The organism is Parashewanella spongiae (genome assembly GCF_004358345.1).
Taxonomy (GTDB): Bacteria; Pseudomonadota; Gammaproteobacteria; order Enterobacterales; family Shewanellaceae; genus Parashewanella; species Parashewanella spongiae.
The window spans coordinates 4,141,767-4,163,601 of the sequence record NZ_CP037952.1 but is presented as its reverse complement, the minus strand read 5'-3'; the positions used below and the strand labels follow the sequence as shown (position 1 = coordinate 4,163,601).

At 39.6% G+C, this 21,835-nt stretch carries 18 protein-coding genes; 16 read left to right on the top strand and 2 right to left on the bottom strand.

Annotated elements, in window-relative coordinates; translation table 11 throughout:
* Nucleotides 1–115: 115 nt before the first annotated feature.
* The 11 genes from E2I05_RS16490 to ltrA all read left to right on the top strand — a co-directional run bounded on the left by E2I05_RS16490 (nucleotide 116) and on the right by ltrA (nucleotide 14,452).
* Nucleotides 116–3,877 carry a hypothetical protein gene (locus tag E2I05_RS16490; protein ID WP_121854288.1) on the top strand — a complete coding sequence of 1,254 codons (3,762 nt, stop codon included), beginning with the start codon at nucleotides 116–118 and terminating at the stop codon, nucleotides 3,875–3,877.
* Between the two features lie 154 nt (nucleotides 3,878–4,031).
* Entirely contained in the window at nucleotides 4,032–5,285 is a 1,254-nt protein-coding gene (glyA, locus tag E2I05_RS16485) for a serine hydroxymethyltransferase (RefSeq protein WP_121854287.1), read from the top strand.
* A 123-nt stretch (nucleotides 5,286–5,408) separates the two neighbouring features.
* Nucleotides 5,409–5,858 (top strand): transcriptional regulator NrdR, encoded by a 450-nt coding sequence (gene nrdR, locus E2I05_RS16480; RefSeq protein ID WP_121854286.1) that lies wholly within the window; start codon nucleotides 5,409–5,411, stop codon nucleotides 5,856–5,858.
* Nucleotides 5,859–5,906: 48 nt separating this feature from the next.
* Nucleotides 5,907–7,067 carry a bifunctional diaminohydroxyphosphoribosylaminopyrimidine deaminase/5-amino-6-(5-phosphoribosylamino)uracil reductase RibD gene (ribD, locus tag E2I05_RS16475; RefSeq protein WP_376707902.1) on the top strand — a complete coding sequence of 387 codons (1,161 nt, stop codon included), beginning with the start codon at nucleotides 5,907–5,909 and terminating at the stop codon, nucleotides 7,065–7,067.
* 11 nt (nucleotides 7,068–7,078) lie between these two features.
* Complete coding sequence (locus tag E2I05_RS16470) at nucleotides 7,079–7,738, top strand: riboflavin synthase (protein ID WP_121854284.1); 660 nt, start codon at nucleotides 7,079–7,081, stop codon at nucleotides 7,736–7,738.
* 239 nt (nucleotides 7,739–7,977) lie between these two features.
* Entirely contained in the window at nucleotides 7,978–9,078 is a 1,101-nt protein-coding gene (ribBA, locus tag E2I05_RS16465; RefSeq protein WP_121854296.1) for a bifunctional 3,4-dihydroxy-2-butanone-4-phosphate synthase/GTP cyclohydrolase II, read from the top strand.
* 802 nt (nucleotides 9,079–9,880) lie between these two features.
* Nucleotides 9,881–10,357, top strand: a complete 477-nt coding sequence (gene ribH, locus E2I05_RS16460) for a 6,7-dimethyl-8-ribityllumazine synthase (RefSeq protein ID WP_121855251.1) — start codon at nucleotides 9,881–9,883, stop codon at nucleotides 10,355–10,357.
* A 16-nt stretch (nucleotides 10,358–10,373) separates the two neighbouring features.
* Nucleotides 10,374–10,784, top strand: a complete 411-nt coding sequence (gene nusB / locus E2I05_RS16455) for a transcription antitermination factor NusB (RefSeq protein WP_121855250.1) — start codon at nucleotides 10,374–10,376, stop codon at nucleotides 10,782–10,784.
* A 105-nt stretch (nucleotides 10,785–10,889) separates the two neighbouring features.
* Nucleotides 10,890–11,846, top strand: a complete 957-nt coding sequence (gene thiL, locus E2I05_RS16450) for a thiamine-phosphate kinase (RefSeq protein WP_121855249.1) — start codon at nucleotides 10,890–10,892, stop codon at nucleotides 11,844–11,846.
* Nucleotides 11,846–12,337 (top strand): phosphatidylglycerophosphatase A family protein, encoded by a 492-nt coding sequence (locus E2I05_RS16445; RefSeq protein ID WP_121855248.1) that lies wholly within the window; start codon nucleotides 11,846–11,848, stop codon nucleotides 12,335–12,337. The genes thiL and E2I05_RS16445 overlap by 1 nt, the downstream gene beginning before the upstream one ends.
* A gap of 840 nt (nucleotides 12,338–13,177) precedes the next feature.
* Complete coding sequence (ltrA, locus tag E2I05_RS16440; RefSeq protein ID WP_133309753.1) at nucleotides 13,178–14,452, top strand: group II intron reverse transcriptase/maturase; 1,275 nt, start codon at nucleotides 13,178–13,180, stop codon at nucleotides 14,450–14,452.
* 456 nt (nucleotides 14,453–14,908) lie between these two features.
* Here the strand turns inward: ltrA and E2I05_RS16435 are convergent, their stop codons facing one another.
* A complete protein-coding gene (locus tag E2I05_RS16435) occupies nucleotides 14,909–15,829 on the bottom strand; it encodes a polyprenyl-phosphate transporter (protein WP_121855051.1) in 921 nt (306 codons plus the stop codon).
* A gap of 131 nt (nucleotides 15,830–15,960) precedes the next feature.
* Between E2I05_RS16435 and E2I05_RS16430 the strand changes: the two genes are divergently transcribed.
* Nucleotides 15,961–16,464, top strand: coding sequence for a hotdog fold domain-containing protein (locus tag E2I05_RS16430; RefSeq protein WP_121855052.1), 504 nt, complete (start codon nucleotides 15,961–15,963; stop codon nucleotides 16,462–16,464).
* A gap of 100 nt (nucleotides 16,465–16,564) precedes the next feature.
* Nucleotides 16,565–16,909 carry a DUF805 domain-containing protein gene (locus E2I05_RS16425; RefSeq protein WP_121855053.1) on the top strand — a complete coding sequence of 115 codons (345 nt, stop codon included), beginning with the start codon at nucleotides 16,565–16,567 and terminating at the stop codon, nucleotides 16,907–16,909.
* A 363-nt stretch (nucleotides 16,910–17,272) separates the two neighbouring features.
* On the opposite strand, the gene E2I05_RS16420 is transcribed toward E2I05_RS16425, so the two are convergent.
* Nucleotides 17,273–18,358 (bottom strand): hypothetical protein, encoded by a 1,086-nt coding sequence (locus E2I05_RS16420; protein WP_121855054.1) that lies wholly within the window; start codon nucleotides 18,356–18,358, stop codon nucleotides 17,273–17,275.
* Nucleotides 18,359–18,615: 257 nt separating this feature from the next.
* On the opposite strand from E2I05_RS16420, the gene E2I05_RS16415 reads away from it, so the two are divergent.
* The 3 genes from E2I05_RS16415 (at nucleotide 18,616) to E2I05_RS16405 (ending at nucleotide 21,704) form a co-directional block, all read left to right on the top strand.
* Complete coding sequence (locus E2I05_RS16415) at nucleotides 18,616–19,470, top strand: phytanoyl-CoA dioxygenase family protein (protein ID WP_121855055.1); 855 nt, start codon at nucleotides 18,616–18,618, stop codon at nucleotides 19,468–19,470.
* A gap of 560 nt (nucleotides 19,471–20,030) precedes the next feature.
* The gene (locus E2I05_RS16410; RefSeq protein ID WP_121855056.1) at nucleotides 20,031–20,780 is read left to right on the top strand and encodes an electron transfer flavoprotein subunit beta/FixA family protein; all 750 of its coding nucleotides are present in this window, start codon (nucleotides 20,031–20,033) and stop codon (nucleotides 20,778–20,780) included.
* Nucleotides 20,781–21,704, top strand: coding sequence for an electron transfer flavoprotein subunit alpha/FixB family protein (locus E2I05_RS16405; RefSeq protein WP_121855057.1), 924 nt, complete (start codon nucleotides 20,781–20,783; stop codon nucleotides 21,702–21,704). It begins immediately after the preceding gene.
* The last annotated feature ends 131 nt before the right edge of the window (nucleotides 21,705–21,835 follow it).

The following is a 21,835-nucleotide window of genomic DNA, read 5'->3' as shown; positions in this document are numbered from 1 at the left end:
TAACGATTGTTATCTACACTCTGAAGTGTAGCCATTAACATTTATTAACTAGATAGCAATACTTGCTCTGCTAAAATCCATTTTATTGTCATGTAATTGATAGATAGAACTGTTTATGACTGCATTAGCAATTTTAACAAGCTCAAGCATTGAAAAAGAATATTATCGAAACATTCTATTACTCGGCAAGGACGTTGTTCATGATGGGTTGGAGTTATCGGGTAAGGTTTTCAAAGTCACTCATCGGCCTGATGTAATTGGCAATCTAAGGCTTTTCCCATTTACCGATAATATACCTTGGGATTACGATATTAAACACTGTGTGCTTCACCCAATTGATACATTGAATTTAAAAAAGTATCGGGTTATATTAAATTCTGAAGGTGTAAGAGCCAATGCGGCTTTTTTTGACTCAATTCATTGCATGCAAGTGAACCCCTTAGTAAGGCGGAGGCTGTGTAAGAGAGATATCCCTTTAGATGACTTGTTAGTTTCGACGTCACAACGAATACCTTCACCAGAAAAGCTTGAACAAATTTATTTTGATTCAATTCGATTATTAGGTTTGAAAGGTACCCATGAATGTTTTCGAGTTAATAATCTTTTATTAAAAATTACACCTTGGTCAGCACCAATTGAAGGATTATCACGTGATCCTGATTTGGTTAATATGTCCTTTTTTGACTTCAAAGTTACCTTTCATTCTCGACTCTCCGAAGCAAGATCTAATTTAAGTTCAAAAAATGCAGAAATGATCCGCCAACAAGTTGAATTTCTAGTCAATGATCGCGAGGTAATAAAGAGAGAGCTGAGAACGCCACAAAGTGAAAAAAGTATTTGTAGTCGTAGGTTACTTAATTTTAAATGGGGAAGCTTGGCAGGCTTTATGTATAAAAATGAAGCTATAATGACAATAGTTATGGAGTCAGAAAGACCGTTGTGGTTTGATAAAGTTCATTATTTCATTTCTAAATACCCATATGAATTACAGCCGTACTTATGTGAGATTATTGAGTATCGTGATCCCCTTTTCAGTTGCTATAGAGGTAATGGCATCCCTATTTTTGTCATCTTAAAAAAGGTTGAGCAACTAGAGGAAACTGAAATTCACAGAGTTTTAAGAATGCTTATTTCTTTAACGCACGTATCATCACGCCAAGGGTTTATAGAGTTAGCTCTTTATTTGATCTCGAAAAAAAAAGAATTAGAAAGTGTGATTAAAAATAACACTGAGCTATTAAAGAAGGAGGTTATGAATGAGGAGAGGATTCGAACTCAATACTACAACTCTATTAAAGAATGTGGTATGGATGTAACTCATGAGAATTTCGAGTTATGCTCTCTTAAATTTAAGGTTTTATGCGGTTTTGAAAACCCAAAATACGTTGTTCGATTAGTCAATCATATGTCTGGAACATTCTATTTTACTTATTCAGATAAAACAGAAGTTATTGAATTTATAGGCCGTTTCATCAATCAAATAGATTTGAAGAAAAAGGCGCAAGGACATCAAGAAGAATGGCTAAAAAATCAACCAGATTTCGTATCACCAACGTCAGAGGTCGTAACGTGGCATTTAGCTTCAATTATGAAAACAGATGATGTATTGAAGTGTTGGATTAATACAAAAACCACTGAATCAATTCGTTGTTTAATTTGTGACGATCTCAAAAATTATCCATTTGAGTGGCAAATTCTCGCCTCTAAACTTGTGAAAATACAAGATGTAGAACTGCCCATAGCGGTTTGGTTTTATCGGATTAATCACATTGCTGAAGAGTTTCCAATTGATGCGTTAGCTATTTTAACTAAAGTAAAGTTTCATCTTGAGCCCCGCCTGTTTAATCTTTACAAACTTTCAGGCGTAGAGCTTCTACCTAAAGCTGTGGATGAGCAAATTGATAAATATCCAGAACTGGCTATAACGCAACTAGAAGCCTTGAGGGATAACTATCCACAAGATGTTGTTCTTGAAATGAACGTGATACCTCGAATTACACAGTGTCTAACACTCATCAACGAAAGGTTGAAAGCGCAACTTGAAGATGAATCGTTTATTTTAGAATCGTATATGTTCTCTATTACAGAGTATGGGATAGAGGACACTCATGCCTCCCTCCACCTTAGCTGTATCGATTTCACCCTTGAGTATGTTTACCCTAACAATAAAATTGAAGTATCTAGCATTGTAAATGAGGGAAATAAATATGACGTGCTTTCTCAACAAGAATTGAACAGCATAGCCGCAAAAGTAGAGTCAGTGGTTAACCGCGTTGATGTTCAATTAGATGCTGAAAAGCTTCAAGAAAAGTGGCTTATGGATACTCCTGATTTTAAGTCGCCACTTTCTGAGGATAATATCAGTAGGCTTTACTTTTTTTATGAAAAGGATGAAATATTAGGGAGTGTGGTGAAAGAAATAGGTCGTGACGATGTACGCGAACGAATTGTTAACCGACTTAAAAGTCTTCCACTTGCTGCACAAATTGAAGCTCAAATTGAACTAGGTGTGGGTCTTTATCGCGGAACACAATTGCCAGTGGCAGTATGGATTTATCGCATAGAGTTTTTATATATGAAAGAGCTAAAGCCGAATACGGCTTTACAGCTGCTATATGAAATAAAAGACACAATCGGACCACGACCATTTTTTTTGCTTGAATTGGATGAGCTAGAAACTGAAATAATTCAAGAACTTTGCCCAAACTTTCTAGATATAGATGCACTTATAGAAAAGAAACCTAGAGAAGCCGCTAAGTGTTTAGCTAAAGCTATTGAAATTATGGATGAAAGCCTTGCTAAAGCCTCAGGTTTACAAGCTAAAATGATAGAGGCTCAAGACGTTGTCAGGGATAGAACATCTACATTTATTAAGCAACATATTGACTGCTATGGAGTAACAGATGCTTACCTTAATGAAATTAAGCTAAGAGGTATAGATAGTGTTCATCAGCATTGGCAAATAGAGCACTTAGTATTCAAAGTTACAGCGGATCAACATAATGGAAAAATTTCAGTAAGGTTAACCCATGTTGAGGACTCAGATGATATTGAATTATCTGAAATAGATATGAATTATTTTAAATATGGTCTTGAAAATGTAGTAACTTTTTCTTTTTATGATGCAGTTAAGGCTAATGAAAAATGGTTGAAAAAGTTTTCACAGGAAGAAGACCCTCTGAGTGACTCTAGGATAAATTTATTGGTCTCAGCGCTGAAAAAAGATGCAGTGCTAGGAAAAACAGCATCTTTTAAATCGGAAGTTCAACTTCAGGCAGAAATGAAAGAGAAGCTAACTTGTCTTTCTAAAGAAGCTCAGCTTGCTTGTTATGAGGTTATCTCGTTATCAAAAGAAATAATTAGTGAACCGGAGCAATGGCTTCCATTGTCAATTTGGATAAGCCGAGTTGATTTTTATGAAGATAAAGATCCCGAAAAAGCCCTTTCGATTTTAAGAGGCATTAAAAAATTAATTAAACCACGAGTATTTAAGCTCTCTAGATACGCTCAAAGAGAAGATAGAATTCAATCAGAAATAAATCTAAAAATTGTTTCAGATGATTATAGACAAGGACTTATTGAAGTAATATCAAGCACCCTAGCCGAAAAGGTCACAGAGGAGAGTGCGGAGTGCTGCCCTATAATGCTAACTCATTTTATACCCGAAGATGATGTTGTTGAAACATATTGGGGAAGTATGTGGAAACTCACTACTAAAGCTGCGCTTATTAGTTGGTTTCGTTCGAACCATCGAGTTAGGCACCCTCTAATGGACAAGCTTTTCGCTCTTGGTCATGTTCGACCTGTTTCAACTGAAAATCAAAAACGCTTGCATGTTCCTTTGCTACTTAAAAGTGATGAGACTAAATCTCATTAACATGTACGGTGATTAAAACAGTAAAATTTGGATTAAGGTACTGTGATTGTTCATCATTCAAGAGTAAAATGCCGCCCAACCTACGAATGTACCTCTTGTTAATTTGAGGTGTATGTCTATATAGAACTAAAAAGCTGAGCTACTGGAGTGAGTCATGCTACAAAAAAATATGAACATTGCGGATTTTGATCCTGATTTATATGAAGCAATGCAATTAGAGAGTGTTCGTCAAGAAGAACATATTGAACTGATTGCTTCTGAAAACTACACCAGTCCAAGAGTGATGGAAGCCCAAGGCTCTATGTTGACAAATAAATACGCCGAAGGTTACCCAAGTAAGCGTTATTACGGCGGTTGTAAGCATGTCGATGTGGTTGAGGCTCTTGCCATCGAACGAGCAAAAGAGCTATTTGGCGCAACGTATGCAAATGTTCAGCCACACTCTGGTTCGCAAGCCAATTCTGCTGTCTATATGGCATTGCTTCAGCCTGGTGATAAAGTATTAGGGATGAACTTAGCTCACGGTGGTCATTTGACTCACGGTTCACCAGTTAACTTTTCAGGTAAGCTTTATGACATCATTCCTTACGGTATTGATGAAACGGGTAAAATTGATTACGTTGAGCTTGAACGCCTTGCTATTGAGCATAAACCTAAGATGATAATCGGTGGTTTTTCTGCGTTCTCAGGTATCGTTGATTGGGCTAAAATGCGTGAAATCGCAGATAAGATTAATGCTTATTTCTTTGTCGATATGGCGCATGTTGCAGGTCTAATTGCTGCTGGTGTTTATCCTAACCCTGTGCCACACGCACATGTAGTAACATCAACAACTCATAAAACATTGGCAGGCCCTCGTGGTGGTTTGATTATTTCAGCGGCTGATGACGAAGATTTGTACAAGAAGTTGAATTCAGCCGTGTTCCCTGGCGGGCAAGGTGGCCCATTGATGCATATCATTGCAGGCAAAGCTGTTGCGTTTAAAGAAGCTTTGGAACCAGAGTTCAAAACGTATCAAACTCAAGTGGTTGCGAATGCCAAAGTGATGGCAGCTCAATTCCAGCAACGTGGTTATAAAATAGTTTCTGGCGGAACTGATAACCATCTTATGTTGGTTGACTTAATCGGTCGCGATTTAACTGGTAAAGAAGCTGATGCGGCTTTGGGAAGCGCTAACATCACGGTTAATAAAAACTCAGTACCTGATGATCCTCGTTCACCATTCGTAACCTCTGGCGTTCGTATTGGTACACCAGCTATCACTCGTCGTGGATTTAAAGAAGCTGAAGCTACACAGCTTACCAATTGGGTTTGTGATGTGCTTGATGATGCTCACAACGAAGACGTAATTAACCGCGTCAAGCAGCAAGTACTAGAGTTGTGTGCTCGTTTTCCTGTTTACGCATAATTGCGCTTGCGGCTGTTCGCCTTGCTAGCAGAAGCGTTTGAAATAAGATAAAATCTGAATGGTCGCAAATGCGGCCATTTTTTTAATCTTAATTTATTTTTATATAAGTAATTGGGGGGCGCAATGCATTGTCCATTTTGCAATACGACAGACACAAAAGTAATTGATTCCCGATTAGTCACCGATGGACACCAAGTTAGGCGCCGCCGCGAATGTATTCAGTGCCATGAACGTTTTACGACTTTTGAAGGGGCTGAATTAGTCATGCCTAGAGTCATAAAACGTGATGGTTCTCGACAACCGTTTGATGAAGATAAGCTTCGTCGTGGTATGTCAAAAGCTTGTGAAAAGCGTCCTGTTTCGATGGATAGGATTGAGCAAGCACTATCTAAAATTAAATCGACACTTAGAGCTACTGGCGAGCGAGAAATCAATTCAGAAATGATTGGTAACTTAATCATGGAGCAGTTGATGACGTTAGATAAGGTGGCTTACATTCGTTTTGCATCTGTTTATCGCGCATTTGAAGATGTTTCAGAGTTTGGCGACGCCATAGCTAAACTTCAAAAGTAAGTTTGGTGTCAACGAGTTAAACGATTTCTTGGAAATGATAGAATGAGCATGTGGTCAACTTTTGATAGACAAATGATGACTCGGGCACTTCAGTTGGCTCGAAAAGGCAGATATACCACTCGGCCGAATCCTAATGTCGGTTGTGTTCTGACTCTTGGACAAAAAGTCATAGGTGAAGGTTTCCATAAAAAGGCAGGAGAGCCTCACGCCGAAGTTCATGCACTCGAACAAGCAAAATCCAATATCCATTCCAATACTGATCCTAATGAAAGCGCACGTGGTGCAACGGCTTACGTCACTCTAGAACCATGCAGTCATTTTGGGCGAACCCCTCCTTGCGCGTTAGCTCTAATCCATGCAAAAGTTTCTCGTGTTGTTGTTGCAGTGCAAGATCCAAATCCGAATGTGGCTGGCAAAGGTATTGCTTTATTACGTGAAGCAGGTATCCACGTAGATGTCGGTTTGTATCAAAATGAGGCCATAGCCGTAAATGATGGTTTTATGAAGCGAATGGAAACAGGGATGCCATACGTGAGCGTCAAGGTTGCGGCTAGTATTGATGGTAAAACAGCTTTATCTAACGGTATATCGAAATGGATTACAGCTGCGGCGTCACGTCGAGATGTACAACGACTTCGCTTACGACATTGCGCGATTGTGACAGGTATCAATACAGTTATAGAAGATGATTGTAGTTTGAATGTTCGTCATAATGAGCTAGGCGAATTGTCCGAATCTTTAGCTGAAACCGCAATTTTACAGCCGTTACGAGTCGTGCTCGATTCCAATTGCCAGATCTCATTATCAGCCAAACTTTTTTTGACCAAAACGCCTATTTTGTTGGTTTCTACTCAGCCATATTCTGCAGAATTTATAAACTCGAAACCAAGCCATGTGGAGTGTTTATTATTACCCTCTTTAAATGGTCGGGTAGATTTAAAGTCGTTATTTAAACACCTTGGTAAGGATTGCAATTCAGTGCTCATTGAAGCAGGTGCTACTTTGGCAGGAGCCGTAATTGAACAAGCTTTGGCAGATGAGCTCTGGCTTTATCAAGCGCCAATATTATTAGGTAGCCAAGGGCGAAGTTGTTTAACTTTGCCTGATTATCTGCAAATGAGCCAAACGCCAGAAATTACATTACTCGATGAACGAAAAATTGGTGAAGATCGCTGTTTTCGTTTTAAGTTAACCAGCAAAAAGTTGTAAAGGTGAGATAAATGTTTACCGGGATCATCGAAGCTGTAGGTCATATCAGCAAAATTGTACGTCAATCAAATGATATACGTTTAACGATTTCGAGTGGAAAACTTGATCTCACTGACGTTCAACTTGGAGACAGTATTGCTACAAATGGTGTCTGTCTAACCGTCGTTCAAAAAAACAGTGATGGCTATGTGGCTGATGTATCCGCCGAAACTGTTGCATTAACGGGTTTTGCTCATTACAAAGTTGGGCAGAAAGTGAACTTGGAAAAAGCGGTTACTGCGACAACGCGTTTAGGTGGTCATCTTGTTTCAGGACATGTTGATGGTATTGCTAAAATTGAACTACGTGAATTACGTGGCAAAGCTATTGAGTTTTGGTTATCTGCGCCAAAAGAATTGGCTCATTATATTGCGCACAAAGGCTCAATTACCATTGACGGAATCAGTTTAACGGTGAACGAGGTGAATGGTTGTAAATTTAGGCTGACCATTGTGCCTCATACACTTGATGAAACTAATTTAGTGGACGCTCAAGTGGGCGGTATGGTTAACATTGAAGTTGATCTTGTGGCGCGCTATTTAGAGCGATTAATGCTTGGCAAAAAAGACGAACCTAAAACCCAGACTGGCCTGACTATTGAGTCATTAGCCAAAGCAGGCTTTATGCGCTAGCTTTGAAATTAATCAAGCTGAACTCTGGATAAGCAAACCTCTACAGCACAGCTATTTTGCCTATTCAAGTGTTGTGCTTCTCTGAAATAGGCTTGCTATTACAGTTGGTTACGCGATGAAACAATGAGTGGTAGATTTCATTATCCCGAGCTCAGGCTTATCAAAATGGTATAACCTAAGGCTTACGAGCAATCATTTACGTCTTGGGTTCAGTATTACTTAAAATTAAAGGTCAGAACATGGCGTTACACAGCATAGAAGAAATCATCGAAGACATCCGTCAAGGTAAAATGGTTATTTTGATGGACGATGAGGACAGAGAAAATGAAGGCGACTTGATCATGGCCGCCGAATTGGTCACACCAGAGGCCATTAACTTCATGGCGACTCATGGGCGAGGTTTAATTTGCCAAACAATGACAGAAAGTCGTTGTAAGCAATTAAACATCCCGTTGATGGTTGATAATAACAATGCTCAGTTTTCCACTAATTTCACAGTATCAATTGAAGCTGCACAAGGTGTAACAACAGGTATTTCTGCACATGACCGTGCGGTAACTGTTAAAGCCGCAGTAGCTAAGGACGCGAAGGCCGCTGATCTTGTTCAGCCAGGACACATATTCCCACTGATGGCACAAGAAGGTGGCGTATTGGTTCGTGCAGGTCACACAGAAGCAGGTTGTGATTTGGCAAGGCTTGCAGGGCTAGAGCCTTCAGGTGTGATTGTTGAAATTCTAAAAGATGACGGCTCAATGGCACGTTGTCCTGATTTAGAAATCTTCTCAGAAAAGCACGGTATTAAAATTGGTACTATTGCTGATTTAATTGAGTACCGAAACACTAAAGAAACTACTATCATCAATGAGTCTGAGTGTAAGTTACCAACCCGATTTGGTGATTTTAAGATGATCACTTTCCGCGATACCATTGATAATCAAATCCATTTTGCATTAGTTAAAGGTGAAGTAACGGCTAACTCATTAGTGCGAGTACATTTACAAAATACTTTTAATGATTTGTTGTTCTCAGAGCGCAGTCAAGAGCGTAGCTGGCCGATTGATAAAGCAATGGAACGTATTGCTGAAGAAGGCGGAGTATTAGTTTTACTCAGCAACTACGAAACACCTGAAAGTGTACTCAACAAAGTGAAAGCGTTTGAAGCTGAAGACAATGGTCAACAACCGGCGGCTAAATGGCAAGGTACGTCTCGTCGTGTTGGCGTTGGTTCGCAAATTTTGTCTTCTTTAGGGGTAACAACAATGCGCTTGCTCAGCTCACCAAAGCGTTATCACTCACTTTCAGGCTTTGGGCTAGAAGTGACTGAGTATATTTCAGAATAAATTTGTTACTGATGAAAATAGACTAGGGTCTGTTGATCTTTCGTGATTGTTTTTGCAGCGATAAATTGGTTATTTTATGCAAGGCAGAGTTTGTGAGGTTTGGTTATTATCGACATACAAAACTGTCGTTACTTCGTTTCCAAATAAGAAAACGATAACGCAGCACCTTTGATTTAGAAAGAGCGACCAATTTACGCTGTCTTCGATGCTTTTGAGCATTCACTGTTCTGTGTTGTGACCAGCTCACTTAGATGGCTAAGCATCACTGCTCACGCCTTGAACAGATAAATGCTCAAATAGCACAAAATTTAATCCTGAAAGATCAACAGACCCTAATACCAATATATAGTAATTAAATGTTCAACTCAGAGCTATGTATGCACACAAAGTACAAACGAAATTGGTGAAAACATAGTTATTACCGACATACAAAACTGTTGTTATTACATTGCTACGTTGAGATAATTTTGTGAAGTATTCTTTATGAACTAAAGTGTGCGCATACAAGTTCCCGAAGGGCAAGGCTAAAGGTTTCCATTACTGCGTTGCACGTTCTTGAATTATCCCGACAAAAGCACGAAGTGCGTTGAACGCCAGCTTTGTATGGCGGCCATTAGGGTATATAGTACTTTGAACATGCGCCTTGTACTGAAAACCTTTATCTCTTGCTGAGTGAGAGATAAATTACTGTAATTAGTATAAAGTTAAATTCTGGTAATTTGCATCAAGACTCGGGCTAGAAATATGCTATCATTGCGCTAATTTTCAGCCCTGTCGGGTGCGTACTAACTTAGGTAAAAAGATGAACGTAGTTGAAGGTAATATCGAAGCAAAAAACGCTAAAGTAGCCATCGTAATTTCACGCTTTAACAGTTTTATTGTTGAAAGCTTGTTGGACGGAGCTCTTGATACCCTAAAGCGTTTTGGCAATGTCAATGATGACAATATCACAGTTGTACGTGTTCCTGGTGCTGTTGAACTTCCGCTCGCGGCACGACGTGTTGCTGCAAGTGGTAAATTCGACGGTATTATTGCCCTAGGTGCTGTAATTCGAGGCGGTACCCCGCATTTTGATCTTGTTGCAGGCGAATGCAATAAAGGTTTAGCCCAAGTTTCTTTAGAGTTTGATACACCTGTTGCTTTTGGTGTACTCACAACTGACACCATAGAGCAAGCAATTGAGCGTGCTGGTACTAAAGCAGGCAATAAAGGTGGAGAAGCTGCCCTAAGCGTGTTGGAAATGGTTAATGTTTTAGAAGCACTAGAGCAACAGCTGTAATTAAGTAGGAATTAACATGAAGCCTTCAGAGCGCCGCAAAGCACGCCGTCTTGCGGTTCAAGCCATTTACTCTTGGCAATTAAGTAGCAACAATACTGCCGATGTTGAACACGAGTTCTTAACAGAGCAAGACATCAAAGGTGTTGATGTTAGCTATTTTAAAGAGTTACTTTCTGGAGTCGCGAGCAAAGCATCTAAATTAGATGAATTGTACGCACCACATCTTGACCGTGATGTTGAAGATGTTTCTCCAGTCGAAAAGGCGATTGTTCGCTTAGCTACTTTTGAACTTACATTCCGTAAGGATGTACCGTATAAAGTAGCGATTAATGAAGCTATCGAACTCGCCAAAGTCTTTGGTGCAGATGATAGTCATAAATTTGTGAATGGTGTGCTAGATAAGCTCGCAGGCAAAAAACGCAAATAATATTTAAAACGGTATCTTAGGATGCCGTTTTTTTTAGCAAAGTTTTATATCTGATCTATAGTTGCAGTCTTACAAAATTATTCTCTTGTTGTAGCGGAACTCAAAGTGAAAGAATTTCAAATTATTGAACAATATTTTGCAGGCCAAGGGCCGATGCGAAAAGATGTAGTACTAGGTGTTGGTGACGACTGTGCGCTAGTCCAACCTGCTGATGACAAAGTTATTGCTATTTCCTGTGATACCTTCGCCGAAGGCACACACTTCCTCTCGGATATGCCTGCGGCTGATGTAGGGTTTAAATCATTAGCAGTAAATCTCTCAGATCTTGCTTCAATGGGAGCCGAGCCAGCATGGATGACCTTAGCGTTAACGCTACCTGAAATCGATGAAAGCTGGCTGAAACAATATTGTGAAGGTCTGTATGAAATTGCTGAATACTATAATATCTCACTAGTAGGTGGTGACACGACTCGTGGCGCTAGAAGCATTACGATTACGGTTAATGGTCAAGTACCTGAAAGCATGGCTTTAACGCGCGGTGGGGCGGGCGTGGGTGATTGGGTTTATGTCACTGGAACACTTGGTGATTCCGCACTCGGTTTAGATATTTTGCTTGGTAACCGAGATGCTGAAAGCGAAAATAAAGAGTATTTGATTGGTAGACACTACAGACCAACACCAAGAATGTTAGCAGGGCAATCGCTTCGAGGAATAGCTTCCAGCGCAATTGATTTATCGGACGGATTAATTTCGGATATCCAGCATGTTTTAAAATCATCTGAGGTTGGAGCGATAATTAATGTTGACCAATTACCGCTTTCAAAGGCGCTAATATCATCAGTTGGGCAAGAACAGGCAATTGAATATGCTCTGGCTGGTGGAGAAGATTACGAATTATTATTTACGGTTCCAGATGCTAAAGTTGGTGCTTTAACCGCATCGCTAAATTATGCTGGTGTTAATTACACTAGAGTAGGGCAAATAACGGCAGGTAGAGACTTAGAGCTATCATTTGATGGTAGAACTTATGTTCCTCAGCAAAACGGATTTAAACATTTCTGATGAATCTATTTACTCAAGATACTCATGTAAAAAAGCTGTCACTAAAGAATCCAATACATTTTTTAGCCTTGGGTTTTGGAAGTGGTTTGGCAGCAAAAGCGCCGGGAACATTTGGCACATTAGCGGCTTTACCTGTATTTTTGTTACTGAGTTTTTTACCTGTCTCTAGTTATATTCTAGTGACGATTATTGTTTCAGTTGTAGGTATCTACATTTGTGATAAAGCGGCGAGAGATATGGGCGTTCATGATCATGGCGCCATTGTTTGGGATGAAGTTGCAGGGCTGCTGACCACGCTTATTGCTGTGCCTATGCAGTGGCAATGGATACTAGTTGGTTTTGCCCTGTTTCGATTTTTCGATATTATCAAGCCATGGCCGATAAAGTGGTTAGATGCCAAAGTATCGGGTGGTTTTGGCATTATGATTGATGATATTGTCGCGGGAATATTCTCATTAGTCTGCTTACAGGTCGTGCTTTACTTCTTTTAACCTAGAAAAATCAGTTGGTGGCGTTCTTAAACACAGAGAAAATTTTCGATGACAGGCGTGACTTGAAGTAAGTAGTGGTTCTACTTATAAAAGTTACAACGCAGCAAGCGGTAATTTTAGCCAGTTAACGAACGTCAAGCATTCACTCAATGGATGAATACACTTTATGGCTTTTATGGTTGAACTTGAGTTAGTTATCTTACTTCTATGCGTCCAACTGATGTTTCTAGGGAGCGCCACGAAGCGCTTTATTCTGTTGCGGGATTTGTCTCAACGTATACGCAGCCAAGCGATTACATGGCCATAAACCAGAGACAGCAACGTTATTATTTATAATAAGTCCATCAGGTTGAAACGTACCTGACGGGATAATTACCAGTTCATCCCGAAATCTGACGGGCATGCATAATGGGTAACCGCTATGACATGAAGCCCTGTGACAAAGGCCTTGAATAAAGGTTGAGATGCAATGTAGGCCGCAGCATCAAGCGAATTCAGTTAAGCGTCGTAAATCAAAAAATGAAGATGGGGAGTCTTTCCTAGTTGACGAACCCTGACACAAACAGAGAAGCAACTGGTAAATGCATCTGTTTGATCTTCCGGCGTAATATGAAGTGGCATGTATTGAAGGAAATAAAGTGAACGTGGGAGAGCCTGAGTGTTGGAAGGTAGTGACTTCCACTATCCGAATATAAGGTAAACCGAAATTTCAGATAGGGCGCTCAGGCAGTCGGATGAGCCCATAGTACCGTTAACCGTGAAGACAACATAACTTCACATCAGGGAAGGGGCTCAGTGTTACACCCGTTTTTAACGTAACTTTTGAGGTGAAATTGCCATATGGCTAACACTCCAGTAAATATCAGAATATTACAGCGAAAACTTTACTTACGCTCAAAGCTTAACTCGGAGCTTCGATTTTACAGCTTGTACGATAAACTCAGTCGCCTAGATATACTCGAAGAAGCCTATCGACGATGCAAAGCCAATAAAGGCGGAGCAGGAATTGATGGCATCACATTCAGTTATCTAGAGCAGCAAAAGAAAGTTGTTGCGCTGTTAAAAGAAATTCAAACTCAATTACAACAGAAAAACTATCGACCTAGCCCAGTCAAACGAGTAGAAATACTCAAAGACAACGGCAAAACGCGGAAACTTGGGATCCCGATAATCAGTGACAGAATTGTGCAAATGGCGATGACAATAGTGATGCAACCCGTCTACGAACCTCATTTACATGAACACAGTTATCGTCCATGTCGAAGCGCCCAGCAAGCGGTAAAAGTCATTGAAATGAGCCTAAAACAAGGCTATCAGCACGTACTTGATGCTGACTTGAGCGCCTATTTCGATACCATCCCGCACGCTAAGTTGATGGCAAAAGTAGAAAGGCGAATAAGCGACAGCAGCTTTCTGAGTTTGCTGAAAAGCTTTATCAAAGCGCCCATCAGCATAGAGACGGTCAACGGGAAATGGCGAATAGAAGCAAGCCGATGTGGCACTCCGCAAGGCGGAGTTATCTCTCCACTACTGGCTAACATCTATCTCAACGATTTCTGTTTGAAAATACACGAAAAAACACCGTGTAAAATCGTTACCTATGCAGATGATTTTGTTGTACTCCATAAGCAAACCTACACACAAGAGCAACTGGACTGGATAACACAGCAATTAAGTGATGAAGGTCTGAAGCTAAATCAAAGTAAAACCCACTGTGTGGATATGGGAAAGCTGATGAATGAGTTTGATTTCCTCGGTTTTAACTTTCAACGGATCACAGGCCTCATCAAAGGCACCAGTTACATCAAGATACAGGCGTCTAAGAAGAGCCAAACAAAGCTGAAAAATAAACTCAGAGACATAGTGAAACACCGAACCTCAAATACACTTGGCGTACTGATAAATAAGGTTAATCAAGTTCTGAGGGGATGGAAACACTATTTTGGTGGGATAGGTTATCCCAGAGGTGTATTTTTCAGAATAAATGGATTTGTAGTAAACCGGTTCTATCGCTGGCATCGTCGCTTAAGTCAACGTCGAAGCAAGTATCTATCACGAGGTGCTTACGAAAAATTACGCCAAGCTGGTCTTGAGTATTTACCCACGACAAGATGATAAGCAAAGTGAAGGGGCTGAGAGAAGTGTAACAACAGAGCCGTGTGAGGGAAAACCTCATGCACGGAATCGAAGAGGGGCTGCTGGATAAGCGATAGCGAAGCCAGTAGCCTACTCTACTTTAACCTAAATAAATAGGTTGAACGCACAATTTAACTTTAATTTATTGAAGTTAAATACAAAATTAAACACCCGAATTCATCCATCAGGTGAGTGCTGAACATTCATATACTTGCCAAAATCACAGCTAGCTGCGTTATAAATTTTGCAAGTAGAAACGAAGTAACGACAGTTTTGTATGTCGGTAGTCTAGTGCCTTTGCTTTTTTCTATAAAAGCCACTGGATACCAGCCTTCGCTGGTATGACAAAGATTGGTACTTTCTAAATCGCTAGATCCCTAATCTTAAAAAGACAAGTGTAAATGATATGATAATTTACACTTGTTCGTAATTAGTTTAATGAGTATCTTTCTTTGAAAAACGCTCTAATCCCCACACCAAAATGATAGCCGCAGAAGCACAAACAAAAGCAATGCTAAGCTGATTAGGCTCGCCCACTACTTGTTCATATGAAAATGGTGATAGTAGTTGTTGTTCTAAAGGAACCGATTCACCATGAGAGTTTGTTCGCCAGCTAACTGTTTCTTTCCACGGCCAAATTTTCCCTAAAGTGCCAAGCATTAACCCTGTTAAAAAGGCCAAAGTAGCATCATGGCATTTACGCAATAATGCCGATAATAGACGGCTAAAACTTAACAGGCCAGTTATAGCACCAGCACTAAAAACTAGAATAATGGTAAAATCTAGACTTTTAACGCCCTCAAGAACCGTCGAATAAAGTCCAAGCAGGAGCAATAAAAATGCACCTGAAATGCCGGGTAATACCATAGCGCAAATTGCAATAGCGCCACCGACAAAAAGAGTAAATAAGCTCACATCAATTGATGATGGTGTAAGTTGGGTGATGCCCCATGCAACTGCAGTTCCTAATAAAAAGCATAAGACTCTTGCCATAGTGAAACCATTTATCTGTTTAGCAACATGGATGACAGAAATAATGATCAATCCAAAAAAGAACGACCAAACAGGAATTGGGTGAGTCACTAATAACCATGAAATTAATTTGGCTAAAGTAAATCCGCTGGTGAGGATCCCTGCGAATAAACTAACCAAAAATCCGCCATTAATGTGAATAAAAGTCGCTTTAATACCATCGCGTTTGAGCATCCCTAATAAAGAAGGTTTTATCAGATTGATGCTGTCCAATAAAGTATTAAGTATTCCGGTAATAAAGGCTATTGTGCCTCCTGACACGCCGGGAACAACATCAGCGGCTCCCATAGCCATTCCTTTAAAATAGGTTTTTAAAAACTTCAAGCTCAATCCTTGTCATTACATCATTTAAGGTTTGAATTATACGTAAATTCGGTACCTAAGCGAGGTTTTAGAAAAGTAAAAATCTGTGCTAGACTCATCTGACCAGTGCGTAGGAATTAAAAAAGGAATTTATGAGTTCAACATCTTCGCCTAATCCATCTGCGATTCAGTCACCTCCTAATAAGGTACTTAAACTGTATAAAAAGCTAACCAATTATCCTTTAGGTCGTTGGTTTTTTTCAGTTGTGATAGGGTTTCGCGCACCTTATTTTGCTACCATTTCGCCTTTAATAAAAACGCTGAAATTAAATTACTGCGAATGTTACTTACGTAAGAGATGGCGGGTACAAAATCACATAGGCACGGTTCATGTGATTGCTATTTGTAATGGGCTTGAAATGGCCATGGGAGTGCTTGCTGAAGCATCGATTCCAAAACATTTACGTTGGATCCCTAAAGGCATGTCTTTAGATTACACTGCCAAAGCAGGGACTGATATTCGTTGTGTAGCTGAAGTACGCGATGCTTGGCAAGCTGGCGACTTGCTTGTTTATGTAACGGCTTATGATAAAGATAATGTAATTGTAGTGAAAGGCGTGATTAAATTGTGGGTGTCGGAAAAACCGGTAACTTGAAGTTTGTTGGTTAAATGTAACGGAAATTGTATTTTATTGTTCTAACAAATAAAAATATTTGATATAAAAGAATGGAATAAATTATTTGCAAGGAGCAATTTTGGATCATTTTATCGGATGTTTAAAAAAGTACGCTGACTTTACAGGGCGTGCGCGTCGTCAAGAATACTGGATGTATGCTTTAGTGTACGTAGTGCTTTATGTCGTTATTGGGATCGTCGACTCAATTTTAGGTTCTACAATATTAAGTATAGTTTTTAGTTTGGGTTTGCTATTGCCTTCAATAGCCGTGGCTGCTCGTCGTTTACATGATACTGGGCGTTCCGGCTGGTGGCAATTGCTTGGGCTTATCCCAATCATTGGTTGGATTGTGCTATTAATTTTCTATGTGCAAGATAGCCATGAAGATAATGAATACGGCTCAAACCCTAAGTCTGTTGGGTAATTTAAGTTGAAATAGATTTAATTGAGCTTCATGTTGTTGAAGCTCATCATCTTAGGGATCTAGCGATTTAGAAAGTACCAATCATTGTCATACCAGCGAAGGCTGGTATCCAGTGACTTTTATAGAAAAAACAAAGGCACTAACTACCGACATACAAAACTGTCGTTACTTCGTTTCCAGCCTGCGCTGGAGTGACGAGAACTCATTGATATACTTTCTTCCGCAACTTTCCTTAGTTAAAGTCATTAGAGGGTGTTGAACTTCCCAATTCTTTTTCTGCTACCTTCCTCAAACCTTAAAGACACTCAAACTTCGATGGTTTTACTCACAAATTATTAGTCCCAATTCAGTCAACTCTCGGTTTTAATCGAAAAAATGTGTCAGAGTATCTTTTGTTGGCCTTTCATTCTCTTTAATCTCTCTGATAGTCTGATTTAACAATGCCTTAGTTTTATAACACTGAGCATCTGTTTTGAATCTATTTACGAGTTTAGACAGCGTATAAGCACTCGAATGCACACATATGGTGGTATTAAAGATGGGCTGGAAACCCATTCTAATAGTAGGTACTTTTCTATACCAGTAAAAACGCTTAGGCTCAATGATAGTAGTCTGCTCAGGTGAAATTACAGCTAATACGGAATGATTACTATCAAAGTGACCGCGATGAGTGATATAAACAGGCTTCAATACAACGCCTTTCCTTGATGAAGTGACTCTTTTTTGTTCTGTTTTTAAAAATAACAGAAGTTTCTTACTATGCACTTTATCACCGACTTCAACATTAAATCCATGCTCTTCAACCTGAGTGGAAAGCTTGCGAGTAAGGTTATCTATATCGTCATGTGTTGCTAAGGGAATGGTATTATCCGTTACTTTATCAGTAACTATTTTTGTTATCGGCGTGGTGTGATTTGCTGCTTGAGGTAAAAGTGATTCAGACTCAGTTGTATTAATGATGCCAAATTCATTATCATCAGCATTTTTTTCGCTTTCCTGTACTAGATTCATGCCAGAAACGTGAAGGTCTCGGGGAAGAGGTGCATCTTTGAAAGTTGAGGACTCTTTTATTTGTTTAAGAATGTCAGTAGGTTTTTTTGATGGGTTAAAACCAGAAACAAACTTTTTACCATTTTTAGCGGCTAAAGTAAGCTGTCTATTATTCCATAATTGCATATAAGCATTATAAGGTTCACGCGCGCTATCACATGGAGAAGTAAAATAAGTCTCTTTAAGGAAACTTACTTTATTTTTACAGAGTAACTCAAAAGTGAATAACCAATGTTTTCCTGAGTTAGAATCGACACAATCAAAATATAAATATTTATTTGATTCATTATGCGGTCTTGCATATTTTATGTTTTTAGTATGTTCACCAAATGACTTATTGGTAGAGTCCCAAAAAAGTATATTTAAATGTTCACTTGTACTAGCTACCATTACTGACATCGGCTTTACTTCTTAATTTATTAAATTTGTTATTTATGATAGTTGGGAAGTTAGTAGTAAATAATTATTTATTTTTAACATTAAATTTAACGTCGTGATATTTGTGTTTTTTAGAGGGTTATTAGTTAATGTTAAATAAAGTTAATTATATATTTAACATGGTTTTAAGACGGTTGAAAATATAATCTCTTGAGTTCGTTTATTTATAGCGTTACAAATATAAGTAATAAGTACTTAAAAAAAGCAGATAATAAACAATGTCTAAATTTATGATGTTTCACCCTGAATCTAAGCATGTGGATATAAATAACTTTTTTAAAGAGCATGGTTATGCCGTGATTGAACGCTTTTATGCTTCTGATGAGTGCGATCAATTAATTGAGCGTATGAAAGGTATTGTAGATAAGCAATCACAAGATAATCTAGGTGTGTTTTATACCATTCACGATGAAGAGCATAATAAGAATAAGCATTTATTTGATTCAGGGGATAAGATTAGTCTTTTTCTCGAAAAAGGCTTTGATGCCAAAACTTCTAGAAATAATTTATTCCATAAGCTGAACAAAGTGGGCCATGCTCTCCATGATATAGACCCTATATTTAGTCAGTTCTCTCGCAAACCAGCATTAGCTAAGCTATCAAAAGCATTGGGGATAAAAAAACCTCTACTGGTACAGTCGATGTTTATTTTCAAGTCTCCGAAAGTGGGTGGTGAAGTGGTTCCTCATCAAGATGGTTCCTTTTTATACACTGAACCAGAATCTGTTATTGGTTTTTGGGTTGCACTGGAAGATGCCACCATTAAAAATGGCTGTTTAATGATCTCTGATAAGGGGCATTTTTCTCCTTTACGTCAGCGATTCAGAAAAGTGAATAATGAATCTGTGATGGAACAAACTTGTAATGAAGAATTTCCTGAGGTTGATTTGGCTTTAGAAGTTAAAAAAGGATCACTCGTTTTGTTGCATGGACGGCTACCACATCGAAGTTGTGCAAACATGAGTGAGAAATCTCGGTATGCTTATGCGGTTCATGTTATTGATGGTCATTGTCACTACCTAGATGATAACTGGTTGACTCGCCCTACATCGATGCCGTTTGTCGGGTTTTAGTTTTCGCTTGTGTGTTTAGAGCTAAACTTTAGGAAAGTTGCGGAAGAAAGGATACCGATGAGTTCTTATACCAATTACAGTAATTAACTTCCCACTCAGCAAGAGCTAAAGGATTTCAGTACAAGGCGCAAGTTTGAAGTACTATATACCCTAACGGCCGCCATACAAAGCTGGCGTTCAACGCACTTCGTGCTTTTGTCGGGATAATTCAAAAACTTGTAACCTAGTAATGGAATCCTTTAACCTTGCACTTCGGGAGCTTGTATGTGTCCAAATTACTACGCAAAATTGTCTCAACGTAGCAATGTAATAACGACAGTTTTGTATGTCGGTCTAGTGCCTTTGCTTTTTTCTATAAAAGTCACTGGATACCAGCCTTCGCTGGCATGACAAAGGTTGGTACTTTCTAAATCGCTAATCCCTTACTGGTCTGAACAAGGTAATTATCAAAAGGTGCTAGTTGACGTAAACGTCAACAAGGATTAAAGTGTTCGCTATCTGCCATTGGCACTCCTGCCAAGTGAGCAATTTGAACAACACAAGCCTTAAAAGGAAGCCCTATGAAAGTCTTGGTACCAGTCAAACGCGTCGTTGATGCCAATGTCAAAGTCAGGGTCAACGCTGACAATACAAAAGTAGACACTGCAAACTTAAAAATGGCGATAAACCCATTTTGTGAAATTGCAGTAGAAGAAGCTGTACGTTTAAAAGAAGCTGGAGTGGCCACAGAAGTTGTTGTCGTTAGTATTGGCCCTAAAGTTGTTCAGGAGCAGATCCGAACAGCAATGGCGTTAGGTGCAGATCGCGGTATTCAAGTAGAGGCAAACGAAGAGCTTGTGCCTTTATCGTTAGCTAAGATATTGAAAGCACTGCAAGACAAAGAGCAAGCTGGTTTGGTCATAATGGGTAAACAATCTATTGATGGAGACAATAACCAAACTGGTCAAATGTTGGCAGCATTGACAGGTATGCCTCAGGCAACATTCGCATCTGAAGTGAAAGTTGAGGGTGACAAGGTTACAGTGACTCGTGAAGTTGACGGTGGTTTACAAACTTTGTCGATGCCAATGCCAGCTGTAGTGACTTCAGATCTGCGTTTAAATGAGCCACGTTACGCGAAGTTGCCAGATATCATGAAGTCAAAACGTAAGCCTTTGGAGGTTGTTACTCTTGATGACTTAGGCGTCACTCTTAAACAGCATCAAACCGTATTGAAAGTGAATGCTCCTGCTGCACGTCAAGCTGGTGTTATGGTGTCTTCAGTTGAAGAGCTAGTGCAAAAACTACAAAACGAAGCGAAGGTGATCTAAATGGCAATTTTAGTATTAGCAGAACACGATAACGACACCTTAAAAGCAGAAACAGCTAAAACCGTTGCAGCAGCAAAAGCTATTGGCGGTGAAACTCATGTATTAGTTATCGGACATCAGTGTGACAAAGTAGCCAGTACAGCGCAAACGCTTTCAGGCGTTACTAAAGTGTTATTTGTTGACTCCGCTGAGTACCAAGCCCAACTTGCTGAAAATCTCTCAAACGTGCTAGTAGATATCGCAGCAGATTATGAGTACATATTAGCTGCTGCGTCGACAACAGGAAAAGATGTATTACCACGAGTCGCTGCCTTGTTAGATGTTGCACAGTTATCTGAAGTCGTTGAGGTTATTTCCAGTGATACTTTTGTTCGTCCAGTGTATGCAGGTAATGCGTTAGCTACAGTTCAAAGTCATGATGACAAGAAAGTAATGACGGTTCGCGGCAGTGCATTTGATGCGGTTGCTAACGATGGTAGCGCAGAGTTAATGACCTTGTCATACTCGACAGCTGCGACCACAGAGTTTGTTTCACAAGAATTGACCGTATCTGAACGTCCTGAACTCGCTAGTGCGGGTGTAATTGTTTCAGGTGGACGCGGTATGGGTAATGGCGAGAACTTCGTAATGCTCGAACAACTTGCGGATAAATTAGGGGCAGCGGTTGGTGCATCTCGTGCCGCTGTGGATGCTGGTTTTGTACCTAATGATATGCAGGTTGGTCAGACAGGCAAAATTGTTGCGCCAGATCTCTATATTGCTGTTGGTATCTCAGGAGCTATTCAGCACCTAGCGGGTATGAAGGATTCTAAAATCATTGTGGCAATTAACAAAGATCCAGAAGCGCCTATTTTTCAAGTCGCAGATTATGGCTTAGAAGCTGATTTGTTTAAAGTGCTTCCTGAGCTTATTGAAAGCCTATAGTTTACTGATAACTTTTAGTGACTCATGTCACGCTTAACGGCTCTGGAATGGAAATTCCGGGGCCGTTTGTGTTTTTATTGCAGCCTTTATCCTAAAAACATGAGTTGAACGCTGAGTATATGAGTAACTGT

Bases quoted from the DNA above. Each gene is read 5' to 3' on its own strand.
- E2I05_RS16430 (WP_121855052.1), top strand. From the start codon at position 15,961: ATGAGTTCAACATCTTCGCCTAATCCATCTGCGATTCAGTCACCTCCT.
- E2I05_RS16445 (WP_121855248.1), top strand. From the start codon at position 11,846: ATGAATCTATTTACTCAAGATACTCATGTAAAAAAGCTGTCACTAAAG.
- E2I05_RS16415 (WP_121855055.1), top strand. From the start codon at position 18,616: ATGTCTAAATTTATGATGTTTCACCCTGAATCTAAGCATGTGGATATA.
- nusB (WP_121855250.1), top strand. From the start codon at position 10,374: ATGAAGCCTTCAGAGCGCCGCAAAGCACGCCGTCTTGCGGTTCAAGCC.
- E2I05_RS16420 (WP_121855054.1), bottom strand. From the start codon at position 18,358: ATGTCAGTAATGGTAGCTAGTACAAGTGAACATTTAAATATACTTTTT.
- ribH (WP_121855251.1), top strand. From the start codon at position 9,881: ATGAACGTAGTTGAAGGTAATATCGAAGCAAAAAACGCTAAAGTAGCC.
- E2I05_RS16470 (WP_121854284.1), top strand. From the start codon at position 7,079: ATGTTTACCGGGATCATCGAAGCTGTAGGTCATATCAGCAAAATTGTA.
- ribD (WP_376707902.1), top strand. From the start codon at position 5,907: ATGTGGTCAACTTTTGATAGACAAATGATGACTCGGGCACTTCAGTTG.
- E2I05_RS16405 (WP_121855057.1), top strand. From the start codon at position 20,781: ATGGCAATTTTAGTATTAGCAGAACACGATAACGACACCTTAAAAGCA.
- E2I05_RS16410 (WP_121855056.1), top strand. From the start codon at position 20,031: ATGAAAGTCTTGGTACCAGTCAAACGCGTCGTTGATGCCAATGTCAAA.
- E2I05_RS16490 (WP_121854288.1), top strand. From the start codon at position 116: ATGACTGCATTAGCAATTTTAACAAGCTCAAGCATTGAAAAAGAATAT.
- nrdR (WP_121854286.1), top strand. From the start codon at position 5,409: ATGCATTGTCCATTTTGCAATACGACAGACACAAAAGTAATTGATTCC.
- ltrA (WP_133309753.1), top strand. From the start codon at position 13,178: ATGGCTAACACTCCAGTAAATATCAGAATATTACAGCGAAAACTTTAC.
- glyA (WP_121854287.1), top strand. From the start codon at position 4,032: ATGCTACAAAAAAATATGAACATTGCGGATTTTGATCCTGATTTATAT.
- ribBA (WP_121854296.1), top strand. From the start codon at position 7,978: ATGGCGTTACACAGCATAGAAGAAATCATCGAAGACATCCGTCAAGGT.